11 protein-coding genes are annotated in these 13,962 nt (G+C 38.6%); 7 read left to right on the forward strand and 4 right to left on the reverse strand.

Annotated features, from left to right (window positions below; translation table 11 throughout):
- Window positions 1-2: 2 nt before the first annotated feature.
- The 3 genes from LC418_RS14645 to LC418_RS14655 all read right to left on the reverse strand — a co-directional run bounded on the left by LC418_RS14645 (window position 3) and on the right by LC418_RS14655 (window position 5,217).
- Window positions 3-902 carry a leucine-rich repeat domain-containing protein gene (locus tag LC418_RS14645; RefSeq protein ID WP_223559671.1) on the reverse strand — a complete coding sequence of 300 codons (900 nt, stop codon included), beginning with the start codon at window positions 900-902 and terminating at the stop codon, window positions 3-5.
- A gap of 54 nt (window positions 903-956) precedes the next feature.
- Complete coding sequence (locus tag LC418_RS14650) at window positions 957-3,110, reverse strand: alkaline phosphatase PhoX (RefSeq protein ID WP_223559672.1); 2,154 nt, start codon at window positions 3,108-3,110, stop codon at window positions 957-959.
- A 277-nt stretch (window positions 3,111-3,387) separates the two neighbouring features.
- A complete protein-coding gene (locus LC418_RS14655) occupies window positions 3,388-5,217 on the reverse strand; it encodes a cytochrome-c peroxidase (protein WP_223559673.1) in 1,830 nt (609 codons plus the stop codon).
- Between the two features lie 322 nt (window positions 5,218-5,539).
- On the opposite strand from LC418_RS14655, the gene LC418_RS14660 reads away from it, so the two are divergent.
- Both LC418_RS14660 and LC418_RS14665 read left to right on the forward strand, forming a co-directional pair.
- Complete coding sequence (locus LC418_RS14660; protein ID WP_223559674.1) at window positions 5,540-5,995, forward strand: hypothetical protein; 456 nt, start codon at window positions 5,540-5,542, stop codon at window positions 5,993-5,995.
- Between the two features lie 19 nt (window positions 5,996-6,014).
- The gene (locus LC418_RS14665) at window positions 6,015-6,869 is read left to right on the forward strand and encodes a nucleoside phosphorylase (protein ID WP_223559675.1); all 855 of its coding nucleotides are present in this window, start codon (window positions 6,015-6,017) and stop codon (window positions 6,867-6,869) included.
- A gap of 165 nt (window positions 6,870-7,034) precedes the next feature.
- Here the strand turns inward: LC418_RS14665 and LC418_RS14670 are convergent, their stop codons facing one another.
- Window positions 7,035-7,817 carry a Rossmann-fold NAD(P)-binding domain-containing protein gene (locus LC418_RS14670; protein ID WP_223559676.1) on the reverse strand — a complete coding sequence of 261 codons (783 nt, stop codon included), beginning with the start codon at window positions 7,815-7,817 and terminating at the stop codon, window positions 7,035-7,037.
- Window positions 7,818-8,392: 575 nt separating this feature from the next.
- Here LC418_RS14670 and LC418_RS14675 point away from each other — a divergent pair.
- From LC418_RS14675 to LC418_RS14695, 5 genes are read left to right on the forward strand one after another with little or no spacing between them, the layout of a single operon-like run.
- A complete protein-coding gene (locus LC418_RS14675) occupies window positions 8,393-10,582 on the forward strand; it encodes a type VI secretion system Vgr family protein (RefSeq protein WP_223559677.1) in 2,190 nt (729 codons plus the stop codon).
- A 2-nt stretch (window positions 10,583-10,584) separates the two neighbouring features.
- Window positions 10,585-11,427, forward strand: coding sequence for a hypothetical protein (locus tag LC418_RS14680; protein WP_223559678.1), 843 nt, complete (start codon window positions 10,585-10,587; stop codon window positions 11,425-11,427).
- Window positions 11,408-11,680 carry a hypothetical protein gene (locus tag LC418_RS14685; protein WP_111953022.1) on the forward strand — a complete coding sequence of 91 codons (273 nt, stop codon included), beginning with the start codon at window positions 11,408-11,410 and terminating at the stop codon, window positions 11,678-11,680. The genes LC418_RS14680 and LC418_RS14685 overlap by 20 nt, the downstream gene beginning before the upstream one ends.
- A gap of 11 nt (window positions 11,681-11,691) precedes the next feature.
- Entirely contained in the window at window positions 11,692-13,233 is a 1,542-nt protein-coding gene (locus LC418_RS14690) for a PAAR-like protein (RefSeq protein WP_223559679.1), read from the forward strand.
- A 24-nt stretch (window positions 13,234-13,257) separates the two neighbouring features.
- Window positions 13,258-13,962: a PoNe immunity protein domain-containing protein gene (locus tag LC418_RS14695; RefSeq protein ID WP_223559680.1), complete on the forward strand. Its 705-nt coding sequence runs from the start codon at window positions 13,258-13,260 to the stop codon at window positions 13,960-13,962.

The following is a 13,962-nucleotide window of genomic DNA, read 5'->3' on the forward strand; positions in this document are numbered from 1 at the left end:
ATCTAGAAATAGATCTGGGTTTCCGGCATCAGGCTTTTCAATCGTTCAATCTTAGTTTTTTCTATAGGATTTCCTGTCAGGATAAGGGTTTTCAGTTTTTTCAACTGCCCTATTTCTTCGGGAATATCTTTCAGATTATTATTGGCAAGATTCATACTGACAATATTTTTCAGTCCTTTTATTTTAGGGGATATTTCTGTGATATGATTGCTGCTTACGTTCAAAAATTCAAGATTCTGAGCCCTGAACAGGTTTTCCGGCAATTTTACAATAGCATTCTGCTGCAATTCAAGATATTTTAAATATTTAGGGAAAGAAAGATTCCCTAAATCATTAATCTGGTTTTCAGATAAATTCAAAAATTTTAGATTTTTTATTCTGTATAAACGGTCCGCGATGATACTGATCTGGTTTCCCTGAAGGTTAATTTCTTCCAAAGCCGGTATTTCCATCAGGGCTTCGGGAAAAATATTCAGGTTATTGGCATCAAAATGTACTGCTTTTAAATTCTGAAGTTTTGCAACATTGGGGTTAATGCTTGTCAGACCGTTAAGATTCATGGAGAATGTGTTCAGCTTTTTCAGGTTTCCAATTTCGTCTGGAATATATTTTATGCTGTTTTCATTCACATTTAAGATCTCCAGCTTCGTTAATGCAAAGATTTCCTGATCCATTTTTTCAAGCTTATTTCCCATGATATTAAGGAAAAATAAGGATTCCAGCTTTGAAATTTGAGGAGGCAGGTTAAAAAGTCCCTTTTCCCTGAAACTCATACTGTAAACAGTTTTTTCACTGTTCAGCGCTTCATCAATATTGGTAAATGTAGGATATTTCACAGGATCTATCTGTGCCTTTGCAAGACAGAGAGAGAAAACAGAAATCAATAGAACAAGCTTTTTCATAGAGATAAATTTCGGGCGGCGGCAAAGCCGCCGCCCGAAATGAGTATTAATAATTTACTTTTTTACTAGCTTCACAGTTTTCTGGAAACCTCCTTCTGCTTCGATATTCAGAACCAGAATGCGGGATCCTTCAAGCTGATGCGTAAAGTCAAGATCCAATGATCTGTTAATTCCGCTGAATTTCTTCGTATAAACGATCTTTCCATCCAGGCTGTATGCTGTTACAGAAATGTCTTTCAATCCTTTTGGTGAGTTGATTTTAACAATTCCTGAAGTAGGATTCGGAGCTACCTCAACGGTATTTTCAGCATTATGACTTTCAACAGTCCCCAATGCACCAGCTGTTCCTAAGTTTTGTTTTAAAGCAATAACAACTGTAGCTGATTTCCCTCTGTAATCAATTGTATTTCCTGTAGCGTCAATATCCGTAGAAATTGTAGAATCAGGATGCTGAATCGAGAAGAAACCAAATTTATGATCCGGTGTGAATGTCAGTCCTGTAGGTTCTGATCCTGCAGGCATAGAAGCAAAAAGTCTCACTTTAGGATTAGCCTGTGTATGATCCGGAGCGATTACCCAGATGTAGTTTTTTCCACCATCCTGAAGAACCCAAAGGTTTCCAAGTTCGTCAAAAGTAAGGTTGTCATTTCCATCGCCCCATGCTTCAGATTTCATTCCCTGAGGAGTGTTAAAAGAATATGCTGTAGAAGCACCTCCTGCAAAAGTTTCTACCTGGGAAGCAGTTGCTCCGTTATCCTGCAGACGGTATATTTTATCCAATCCTTTTGCTGTAAAATAAATTTTTCCGTCTAAAGGGCTGATGTCCACATCTTCCACTCCGTTAAATCTTGTTCCTCCTAAAGACTGGGCAAGTGCAGTTGTATTATTCTGATCCGCTTTTATTTTATTTGGAACCTGAACCCATGTAGCTGTAGTTCCCACAGGATCTCCGGAAGTACTTAATCCCTGATCAAGCTTTAATACATAAAGGTTTCCAGAAGAAAGATCATTTGGAGTATCCATTACATATTTATAGACCATATGGGTTCCCCCGTCTTCTCCGTAATAGGCTGTAGTTCCTGCATTATTTACCACTACATTTTCGTGGTTCATAATTCCCATCTGCCAAAGCTTTCCTTTGGATCCGTCTGTATTTTTGGAAATAACCTGCGCTGTGGCCGGATCAATTTCCACTAACCATCCGTAATCTTTGTAGCCATCACTGTTTACGTCATTGGAAGTAACAGATTCTTCGGCAGTAACAACAGTTCCCCAAGGAGTAACTCCACCTGAACAGTTTCTGATCGTCTGAACCAAACTTGGATCGGAGAAACTTACTGCTCTTGATCTTGTCAGCTGCCAAAGTTTTGTGGAAGAATTGTAGTTAACCTCAGCCATCGTAACTCCTCCAGGATTGGTTTCATGGTTTACAGAAAGATATCCGTTCGTGCTGCTTCCTGTCTTGGCAACATAGGCAGTAAAGTCATTCTGACCTCCTACCATTCCACCTCCTTCGGTGTAACTGTCACCTTCTTTTAAGATAAGCTGGTATTTATGTTCAGTCGGAATGATCAGTTTATTGGTTTGTGCCGTAGGAACAATAGAAGTAAAACAACTGATGTGCGTTCCTGTACATGCAGTAGGTGGCGTAACAGTAGCTGTTGTCTTTAAATAAGCATCAATTCTAAGGTCTGAGCTGGCCCCGGTTCTGTTGTGAAGTTCTACAGAGATCCTGTTGGTTCCGTTTACAAATTGAGCTTTCGGAATAGAAAAGATATTATAAACGCTTTCTGCAGCCCCGTCAATTGTTGTACTGGAAGGTGTATTGAAAGCAATAGCCCCTGTTGGCATATTATCTCTCACTACCTCAACTCCGTTAAGATAAACAACGATTCCGTCGTCTCTCATTACTCCTAATTCCATATTATCTGAAAGGGTTAACAAGTCTACGGTGAAATCTTTAGCAAAATAAGCAGTTGTAAGACCTGAACTGATGGTAGTGGTTACAGGATCTCCATAACCCAGAGGACCGTTCCCTGCGGTCCATGTTGAAACATCAAATGTCTGATCTTTCCACGAATCTGCCAGAGCCTGGTTGTTATCCTTATAGCTCCAGGACGAGTTCTTGTTGAATAAAAAGGTCTGTGCCTGTGCACTAAAACCAGCCACCATAGCCAGCGCTGCAATTGTAAGTAATTTTCTCTTCATTTTAATTGATTTATTAGACTCTGCAAAGCTATTTTTTTGGCGAGGTACCTCTGTTAATAGGAGTTTAAATATAGACTGGAGAATATTAATTAATTTATAACCCAATGTTAAGGGAATTAAATAATTGTTAAATATTTGAGTTTGAGAGTGGGAGTGCTGGAAGTGTAAAACTCAATAGTAATATTATTCAAAGTTCATCCTTTAGTAAAAGTAGTTGCAGATAATAAATCTTATATCCAAATTCATTTAAACCTCCAACACTCTCAAACTCTCCAACTCATCTAGCCTTACTAATATCGGTCAGTGAATTCAGGAAAGCAATGACCTGCTTGATCTCTGTTTTTGTAAGTTCCAGTTTATCCGGTGGCAGCGTTTGATTTTTCATCTTTAAACCGAGGCCTTCTCCTCCACCTTCGTTATAGAAGTCCATAACTTCTTCCAGAGTATTGAAAGCTCCGTTATGGAAGTAAGGTTTGGTAAGAGCAATATTTCTTACCGTAACGGTTTTGAAAGAGTAATCATAGATCCATGATTTCTCTTTTTTCACAGGGCTGTTGCCTCTTCCAAGATCCTGGTCCAACTGAATAGGAAGCTGATGGATGGGTTTTGTAGTTACCCCTAAAACTTCTGATTCATTTTCATTAAAGAACGGCGGCACAAGACCCGAAAAATGTGGTGCAAAATGACATGTTGCGCAGTTGGCCTTTCCCATAAACAGGTTATATCCTTTTTTTACATCTTCGGAAACATCTTTTTCATTCCTCATAAAACGATCGAAATCACTGTCAAAAGAATACAGGGATGAAACATAAGAGCTTAAAGCTTTGGAAAAATTTTCTTTATTTATTTTACCATTTTGAAAAGCAGCACGGAAAGCTCTTTTGTACTCAGGCTTTGTTCTCAGTTTTTTGATGATGTCTTCATAGCTGGTATTAAACTCATCACCATTGTAGATTACATGTTCTGCCTGTTGTTCAAGGTAAAATGCCCGTAAATCATAGAAAAACCTTTTGGCAAAAACAGCATTGTATAAAGACGGAGAATTTCTCAGAACTGTTTTACCTTCCACATTGCTCTGGGACTTTACTTTAAGGTCCGTAAAAGCATTTTCCTGAAGATGACAGACCGCACAGCTCATTTTACCATTTTGACTCAAATTCTGATCATAGAAAATAGATTTCCCCAAACTGCGAAGCTCTTTACTATCTTCAGTAGACTGCAGCAATGTGTAGAAATACGGATCCAGAAAATCACTGCTGAAAAGGTTTTTACTCTTTACGTTCCAACCGGAAAATTCTTTTAGATCATCTGCCCTTCCGTCCCATTTTCCGAATTCTTCATACAGAGGCTGAATGTATTTTTTATAAAACTCAATTCTGTCAAAATTTTCAAAATCTTTATTCACAGAAACATAATTGATTCCTTCATTAAGGATCTTGTTGGCTTTCTGAACATTATAGTTTTTAAAATACACGTCGTCATTAATGTATTTTTTTATTCCGGTAAAAGCATGGCCGGCTTCCTCTGAAACATTCAGAGAACCTGGTGTATCAAAGCCTGTAACCCCCAATGTATAAATTCTTATCAGTTCTATCCTTAGTGGCAGCGTTTTGTTGTTTCCGCGGCTTAAACCGTTCTTTATGGTACTCAGATAAAAACTTGAATAGGAATTGTACAGAAAATCCGTAATCGTTTTAATCTTCTCCTTTTCATCTCCTGCTTCATCGGAAAAGATCAGCTCATCCAGAACCTGGAGTCCTTCCGGTGGCAGTGTATAGGCAGAAGTTCCCGCAGCTTCTATATGAAACAGCGGAGCGGCATTAAGATGAGTTTTTGTGAATTCCGGATAATGATAGGCGATATAAAATTCGATTTCTTTAAACGAATTTCTTGCCCCCCTTAAGGAATTTCTAAGCTCTTCAAGAGAGATTTGATCCTCTGAGAATTTGTATACGTCTGATTTCAACTGGTCAAGCCTGTTTTTAAAATCCGACAAACCTTTATTGACAAAGGTATTTTCATTTTCTTCTCCCTTATCAATCGGATTAAAAGACATGACAGCAAAACCTATCAACACAATCACAGCTAGCAGCGGATATAATCTCATTAATTTTTAGCGGCAAAAGTACCGTTCCGATGTTATCGCAACTTTAACGGCAGATTAAAAAATGTTTATGTTTTGACCACGTAATTATTATGGAGGGCTAGTTTTAACACAAATTTAAAATCCAGCAGGGCTATTTTAAAAGCGTAAAAATCTACAAACGGCAGTTTCTTATAGAAATATTTTTATTAATTTTAAACCCCGAAATCAAATTCATTATACTTAAGAACGGCTGATTTCTATAGGCCGCTTCAAAAAAGATGACGAAAGATATTGGGAGAGGATTTATAACATCATTTCAGCAAATTAAAAACAAGATATTATTATGAAAACAAAAGTATTATTTGCTTTTGCGGCGAGTTTCCTTTCCATTTGTGCATTTTCACAGAAAAAGAAGGAAATGGCCGTGTACGCAGAGAAAAAAGGCAATGATTATTATCTGGTACGCCTGGAAGAAGGCAAACAAGTTCCAAATGTTTATGTATATTCAAATGGAGTAACAAAACCTTACAAGAACTATACTGACCTCAAGGATATTGTTATGGATTTTCCGGGAATGATGGACTCTAACAATTCAACCAAGGAGGAAATGGTCTCTGTTCTAAAAAAAGGAGATAAGCTCTATGAAATTACAACCCAAAGAAAGGATCCGAAAAATTTTGAAAAAACCATCATTACGGTCTATGAGATTTTCCAGGGACAGAAAAGAATCGTAGAAGAATATGATACGATCTATGATCTTGCCGGATCGCCTTACAAAGAAGCTATATTCATTAATTAAAAAATAAAAAATATAAATTATGCTAAATAAACTTGCTGCCTCAGAACTGGTGCTGAATGACGACGGAAGTGTATACCACTTAAATCTTTTACCTGAAGATATTGCTGATAAGATCATCCTTGTGGGAGATCCGGACAGAGTGGCAAAAGTTTCAAAATATTTTGACAAAGTAGAAATCAAAAAAAACAAAAGGGAGTTCTATACCCATACCGGAACACTTCGCGGAGAAAGAATTACCGTAATGTCTACAGGTATCGGAACAGAGAATATTGATATCGTGATGAACGAGCTTGATGCCCTGGTGAATATCGACCTTAAAAACAAGGAGTTTAAAACTGATCATAAAGCCCTTGAACTTTTCCGTATGGGAACCTGTGGAAGTGTAAATCCGGACGTACAGGTTGATAACATGCTCGTAACCCAGAATGTTGTAGGTCTGGACGGACTGATGCATTTTTATCAAGACTACAGCTTCGAGAATGAGTTTTCCAAAAGTTTCATGGAAAAATTCCCGTATGAGAAGATCAAACCTATGCTTTATTTCTCAGACTGGGCAGAAGAAATGGGAGACTATTATAAAGATGCCAAATACCACGGAAATACGGCTACTTTCCCAGGGTTCTACGCTCCTCAGGGAAGACAGCTGCGTTTAAAAGCAGTTGATGATAAGTTCCTGGAAACATTGAATGACCTTGGAGTAACTAACTTTGAAATGGAAACTTCAGCGATCTATGCTCTTTCAAAACTATTAGGCCACAAAGCCATTACAGTGAATAACGTTATTGCCAACAGAAGACGTGGAGAATTTTCTGCAGACCACCATGCTTCTGAAAAGAACCTTATTGATTGGGTACTGGAAAGAATTATCAAGTAAAATAACTCACGTTTTTATCCTTAAAATCAAACCTTATAGGTTTTAAAAATCTATAAGGTTTAGCTTAAATTATAGCAAGATCTGCTTAATTTACTCAATCTGCAAGCGGTTTTTCTCTCGCAGATTGAGTAAATTAAGCAGATTTTTTATTTCATCTAAGTTTTCTTAGAGTAAAGAAGTATTTAAGTGAAATGCTCTCGGATCCGGATATTTAAATATAAAATCCAATTCTGAAATCAGCTTTGAAGACAGGATTATTTTCCCCTCACCTATTGTCACTGTTTGTTCAGAGGATTTTAAATTTTGCTGAGCATTGATCACCTGGGCTTTCGACGGATGTTCTGGAGCCGTTACATTGTACAGTTTTCCTTCTGATCCTGTTTCGATCATTTTTTCAATTACTCTACAGATATCTTCATAGTGAATATGATTCACCGGTGCTTCCAGGTTTGAGATATTATAATTTTTCAGAAGCCGGTTATCTCCCATCAATCCTGCTAATCTCAAGATATTTATCTGCGGATATTTACCTTTGATCATTCGCTCTCCCTGAACATGATCTGAAGAAAGATTTTCTTCTGCATATTCACCAGGAATATCCGGATAGACACCGGTAGAACTCATCACAAATATCTGGCCTTTAAAATCGCCGATAAATGAAAATAAATGCTGAACCCTGTTGTATAACGAACTTGCACAGCAGCTTTTACCGGAAATCGGAATAGTGATAATGAGAACATCTATGTCTTTAATCTCAGTCCACGGAGTAACCTTTTCTTCCAGCTGAAAATCCGGGAAGCTGGCGACAGAAGTATTAAATCCTTTAGAAGACAGCTCATCAGCTTTGTTTTTTGTAGTGGTGGTGGCATATATTTTATACTGTCCGGACATTGAATCAGCAATCCTTGATCCCAGCCAGCCGCAACCTATAATTCCTATTTTCTTCATAAATTTTCAAGTATATGCATTAAGGATTTAAATCTTCTTCCTTTTAATAAGTAGAACATTGGCAAAATTAAATCAATTTATGCTGTCCGCAATTTTCATTGCATTATATTCTTAAAATCTAAATCAGCCTTTCTTCAGCTGTATTTAATTTGTGCTTTTCTTTCCGTACAGCCCATGTATCTATAGGTTCTTTTTTGTCTCATTTTGAACCTAACAACTGTTAGTAGTAAAACTACGACAAAAAGAAAAATAGCCTTTCATTTTTTTCCTCATTATGTCTTTGCTTCTTATATTTGTTTCACGTGGATGTGATTTTAATATCATCATTACAAAACTGTAATTCAGAATATTAAATTCATTAAAACTAAATATTAATTATATTTTAAAACTTAAAAATATACAGGGATCCATTCCCGGCATCAGGTGAAAGCAGAACGATAATTCCCTCACAAAAGATACTATTCTGTTGACATTAACAAGACAGTATTTTGATCTGTAGTGAGTAATAAGAACAACCATTATGCAGTCCGGCATGCCAGACTGTTGTTACATACATTAACCAGAAAAAATATGTTATGTTCCAGGACAGCAAATCATCAAAAAACCAGATTCCAAAATCTAAAAAAGATCTGGACAGTATAAAACCCGCAGATCCAGACCCAGTTAATAAAGCTGAAAAAAAAGCTGAAAAAATAAAAAAAACGGTACAGACAGCCGGGCAGGCACTCTCCTATACCGATAATTTCATGAACAAAGCTACACAACCTAATACAGCTTTGGTTTCTGAAAATAAAATTTGGAACGAGCAACCCACTTCTAAAATATTCAATGCCGGATCAATTCCGAAAAGTGAGCTTTTAGGGATCAATCGTGTGGTTAAACTTGAAATCATTATTGAAGGAAAAATAATTAAGCATTTCAAGCATTTTAAACTCACCCAAAGTGCTGTTAAACATCATGAATTCAATCTTATGCTCGCTCATGATGCTTTGGGAGGGGCAGAAAATCATAACCTGGAACAGGCACAAAACTTTCTGGGCAAGAGGATCACAGTAGTATTTAAATATAAAGACGTAGAAGAAAGTCCTGAACGAAACTTTGTAGGGGTGATTACGGAAGTAGGGTTCAGCCAGGAAAAAGGCAGTTTGGGAAATATTGTACTTACCGGAAACAGCCCTACTGTACTTCTGGATGCTGCCCCGCACATTCAGAGTTTCGGTGGCGCCAAAGAGATCAGCCTGAACAGCATTGCAGATTGGGTGATTAAAGAAGGACTTGGTTCCAATAAATTTGATTTCAGAGTAGATTCCCAGCACGGAAATGTTTCTTACAGCTCTCAATATGAAGAAACCCACTACAATTATCTCGCAAGAATAGCAGAAGCTTACGGGGAACAGTTTTATTATGATGGTGAGGTTCTTCATTTCGGAAAACTGCCTCCACAGGAAAAGCCGGTACAATTGGTATACGGAAGCAGCGTACATGATATTAAGATCAAAATGAGAGCCCAGCATGTAAACCCTGTTTTTTACGGCTATAACAGCAGCAAAAATGAAAAGCTCACAACAGGAAGTTCAAAAATAAATCATCAGTCAGATATTGCGAAACGAGCCTATGAAATATCCAAAGCAACTTTCACAACCCCTTCATTAAGGGTAGCTCCCATCAAAGCATCTACTTTTATGGATATTGATGCTTCACAGAAAGGTACAGCAGGAAGTAAAGCTGTAGACGTGTTTATCACATCCGGAAGTACTTCTGTCCCGTTTTTATATCCTGGATGTACCGCGGATGTAGAAATGCGGAAATCTGAAACCAACCAGACCGCCTATTTTACCAAGCTTATGATCACAGGGATCAGCCACGAGGTAGATGCAAGAGGTCATTATACCGGAAATTTTGAAGCAATAGCAGCAGATACCGGATACATGCCACGGCCTGAATTTGAGATGCCTAAAGCAGAACCTCAGTTCGCTAAAGTTATTTCAAATACTGACCCTCTTAACCAAGGCAGGATTCAGGTTCAGTTCGACTGGCAGAACGGGCAGGATACCACTGAGTTTATCCGCGTTATGACTCCTGATGCGGGCGGAAGCGATAAAGTAAGTAAAAACCGTGGTTTTATGGCTATTCCTGAAGTTGGAGATCAAGTGGTTGTCAATTTTGTACACCAGCATCCGGACCGTCCCTTTGTAATGGGAGGAATGTTTCATGGAGGTGTTGGCGGAGGAGGCGGACAAAACAATAATGTTAAAAGCCTGAGCAGCCGAAGCGGTAATAAACTGGAACTGGATGATGGTGCAGGATCTGTGTTTCTGACCGATCAGGGAGGAGCCAATATGAAATTTGATGGAGCCGGAAATGCAATGACCAATGCCAATAATGATAAAACAGTAACAGTTGGGAATAATAATACGGTAAATGTTGGAAGTGTAAGTTCTATTAACGTAGGAGGAAAAGAAGGCGGAGGAGCCAATTCTATGCTTAAAATGGATAATAGCGGAAAAATCACTCTGGAATGCGACACAACCATTACCATTAAAACAGGAAGCAGCTCAATAACCATGACTACGGGAGGAGACATCACCATAGAAGGTCTCAATGTGAAAGTCATAGGAAAAACGACTACAGAGTTAGGAAAAGCTGCTGCCAATCCTGGAATTAAGATTGATAGTGACATCAATGCCAATGCCGCCAAAATTAATACCTCATCTTCAGGACCTACCAATATCAAAGGGGCTGATGTGGAAATCAATAAAGGATAATTATGCAGGTTAATATAGAAAACAAGGGCGAATATCGTAACTATACCTTTCTAAGAGAAGAAAGATATCAATTTCAGGGACTCAGAAATGAAAACTATATTGAAGCTGAGCTAAAAGTCACCCTAAGTTCTATTGAAAATGAAAAGCCTGTTTTTACCGTTGAAATGCCATTGTATAAGCAATCCAATAAAGACGGTATGTACAAATGGGTCGGAGACCTGCATCAGCTGAGAGAAAAAATAGTATGCACCCTCAATGAAAACGGACAACTTGGAAAGATTATCAACTTAACTGAGGTACAGAATAAGTGGCTGGAAATAAAGCCTAAAATTATCCTGAAACATCGAAGTGAGCAATACCGTGAAATTTTCATCAAAGGTGTAGAAGAACTTTTGGAAGATGGCGAGCGCCTGGCAGAAGCTCTCCGTTTCGCAATGCCTTATCAATTGCTATTTCCCGGCATTCATTTCAAGGAGTTCAAAAAAAACGAGATCATCAACGGATACCGTGAGCTTCCCAACTTTATTGCTACCAAGAGCGTCCCTATTACTACAGAAGAAACAATTTCAGAATTAGAGGACGGCAGGTACCAGATTGATGTGAAAGGAAGCATAGATGAAGATAATTTTGAACAGGATAAAGTAACCGCCATGATCCGTGTTTTAAAGAACCGTCCCCGTGTGCCGACTCTCCTGCAGCTTAATTATATAGAACGCTATCTCCTGGAAGAGTGGCCGTGGTCTGAACAGAGTATGTGTATGAGCCTGGCACAGATTCCTGGCACATTATACCGTGAAGAAAAAAACATTTTAAAAGCTGCAGCCCATGACCATTCCCCTGCTTGATATTGTATTCCAGAATGACCGCTACTATCTTCTCTTCGATGATGAGAAGATCCTGGAGGCTCCGGCTGCCAGAGAATGGCATGTATATGCAGACGGACAATATATATGCTCTGTCAGTAACTGTAAAGTTTCGGAGCTGTTGAAAGTTCCGGGTAAGATTTTTCTGGAGACCCGGGAAAACCTTAATAAACTGGAAAATAGTTTCAGAAGATTGAAAAATGTAACCCTGAGCTCAGATAAAATTAACATCTAAATCATCGCATTATGGCAAAAAAATACGTACCTGAAGGTGCCTTTTTAGCTTGCGACAAAGGAACAAGCCCCTCTACCCTGCGGGTAAGCAATAATAAAAACACTACCATATACAGTGTTCCCATGGCTTCGGAACTGGATTTTCTTCCTTTTTTCAATATCAAACCTATGGGACTTTGTACCAACCCTTTGAAATGGGCAACAGGAGCTTCTTGTCTACCAACCATTCTTACCGGATGGCAAGCGCCAAAAGATGGGGTAAAGATAAATGGAAGCCGGATGCTATTGGAAGATTCTTTCTGTAATTGTATATTTGGTGGAAAGATCAACATCTTCTTCGATAGGGCTGCTGCCGTATCATATGGCGTCGGAGAAGGAAAAATGCCTTCCGACTATATCAAGGAAGGTTTTGACTGGATCGCCGAGCAAAACAAAAAAGGTCGGGAAATGCGGGACCAGATGCTTCCGGACTGGATGAAACCCGTAACAGGTGTCGGAGACTGGTTCAGTGATCTGGGAACAGGGCTGGTAGAAGGAGCCGTAAATGGTGTAGTTGGCTTAGGTGAAACACTTTATCAGGTTGGCCAGGATCCCGTAGGCACTGCTGAAGCATTGGGCGGAATGGTAAGTGACGGATGGAACGCAGCTACCGAAGGGGTCGGAAATGCATGGGACTGGGCCAGCAAGGGAGACAACTGGAGCAATGCCGCTGAAGGAGCCTGGAACTGGGCCAGTGACGGACAAAACTGGGCAGATGCAGGAAACGCAGCCTGGGAAGGTACCAAAGATGCTGCAAGCTGGGTAGCTGAAAACCCAAGAAAGATAGGAACCACTGTTGGAGAATTTATTCCGGATGTAGCAGCAGCAGCATTTAGTGGGGGTTCTTCCTTAGCATTGACCGGTGCGAAAGTTGCAGGAAAAGAAGCACTTGAAGAAGCTGGTGAAAGAATTGTCCGAGAAGGTGTAGAAGAAGCAGGGGAACGGGCAGCGAGAGAAGGAGGAGAAGCGATAGCTGCCAGAACAGGTAGAGAACTTATAGAATCGTTGGGTGATGACGCAGCTGATATTGCACGAGTAATTACAAGAACTACGGATGATATTCAGGATGATATTATAAAACAGGTTAAGGATGGAGATATAGAACTTAATACTTCTGCAAGAAAAGGTAACTTTGGCGAAATGACTGCGGATAGAGATATGATGGATAAAGGGTATGAACCTTTACATCAAAGGCTAACAGACATTGATGCTTCAACTCACCAAGGAATTGATGGAGTATTTAAAAATCCCGGACCACCACCATCATACGTTGTTGTAGATGCTAAATACGGTCAAGCCGGTCTCAATACGCTGACAGACGGGACTAGGCAGATGTCCGATAAATGGATACAGGACAGATTAGGTAATACTGTCTCTAGACAAGAGTTGCGTAATATAACACAATCAGGTTACGAGAGAGTTGTGGGAAAAGTTGATGCCAATGGAAAGATTGTTTATAGACGTGTTGATGCAAATGGATATATAATTAGAGGAAATGCAGGAAAATGGCCATAACCAATAAAAAAATAAAAGAAAAATATGAGAACTAAATTGAAGAGCCCTGAGTATTTTGAAAACTATATCACATTAAATAATGAAGATATTGAATTTTATGAAGATGGATTAAAATCCGGAGCTACTAAAGAAGATCGAATTCCCGCCGTAAATAGACAGATCTTTACAACAAGTATTCATACTGTTATTGCAAAATATTCTGCGGGTGCCGCTATTCAGGAAATACAAAATGACTTTTTAAAAGTTATTGATAATTTAAAAGCCGGGTGGCAGAGCGATACTCCTAATATTCAGTTTGATGATTATATATTAATGCTTTGGATGCTTTCGTTAGGTATTTTATTGGATATTTCGGAAGATGATTACAAAAAAATAATAACTGTCCTGGATGATAGCAATCACAAAGATTATATTTATGATATAATTATTTCGTCCAAACTGTCAGGCAGAAATATAGATTCCAACATATATTACCCTAACGAATTTGGTTTTTTAAAAGATCTTTATGACAAAAAAAATATTTCTGTGTTAAAAGATTATTTAAATGATAGCTGGTACAAAAAAATGAAGCCTGCTTATTGGTACGATAATGATAAAAACAAAAATGATGTTTTCTTTGGGTACTGGAGCTTTGAAAGCGGAGCTTTTGTGAAAATCTTAGGATTGGATGATTCGTCTTTAAAAGAACAACAATTTTATCCTTACGATCTGGTTCATTGGAAATCATAA

The organism is Chryseobacterium lathyri (assembly GCF_019970085.1).
GTDB classification, from domain to species: domain Bacteria; phylum Bacteroidota; class Bacteroidia; order Flavobacteriales; family Weeksellaceae; genus Chryseobacterium; species Chryseobacterium lathyri.

What these genes read in the sequence shown, in the direction of transcription:
- LC418_RS14645 (WP_223559671.1), bottom strand. Translation starts at nt 902, where the DNA reads ATGAAAAAGCTTGTTCTATTGATTTCTGTTTTCTCTCTCTGTCTTGCA.
- LC418_RS14695 (WP_223559680.1), top strand. Translation starts at nt 13,258, where the DNA reads ATGAGAACTAAATTGAAGAGCCCTGAGTATTTTGAAAACTATATCACA.
- LC418_RS14665 (WP_223559675.1), top strand. Translation starts at nt 6,015, where the DNA reads ATGCTAAATAAACTTGCTGCCTCAGAACTGGTGCTGAATGACGACGGA.
- LC418_RS14680 (WP_223559678.1), top strand. Translation starts at nt 10,585, where the DNA reads ATGCAGGTTAATATAGAAAACAAGGGCGAATATCGTAACTATACCTTT.
- LC418_RS14690 (WP_223559679.1), top strand. Translation starts at nt 11,692, where the DNA reads ATGGCAAAAAAATACGTACCTGAAGGTGCCTTTTTAGCTTGCGACAAA.
- LC418_RS14670 (WP_223559676.1), bottom strand. Translation starts at nt 7,817, where the DNA reads ATGAAGAAAATAGGAATTATAGGTTGCGGCTGGCTGGGATCAAGGATT.
- LC418_RS14655 (WP_223559673.1), bottom strand. Translation starts at nt 5,217, where the DNA reads ATGAGATTATATCCGCTGCTAGCTGTGATTGTGTTGATAGGTTTTGCT.
- LC418_RS14675 (WP_223559677.1), top strand. Translation starts at nt 8,393, where the DNA reads ATGTTCCAGGACAGCAAATCATCAAAAAACCAGATTCCAAAATCTAAA.
- LC418_RS14685 (WP_111953022.1), top strand. Translation starts at nt 11,408, where the DNA reads ATGACCATTCCCCTGCTTGATATTGTATTCCAGAATGACCGCTACTAT.
- LC418_RS14660 (WP_223559674.1), top strand. Translation starts at nt 5,540, where the DNA reads ATGAAAACAAAAGTATTATTTGCTTTTGCGGCGAGTTTCCTTTCCATT.
- LC418_RS14650 (WP_223559672.1), bottom strand. Translation starts at nt 3,110, where the DNA reads ATGAAGAGAAAATTACTTACAATTGCAGCGCTGGCTATGGTGGCTGGT.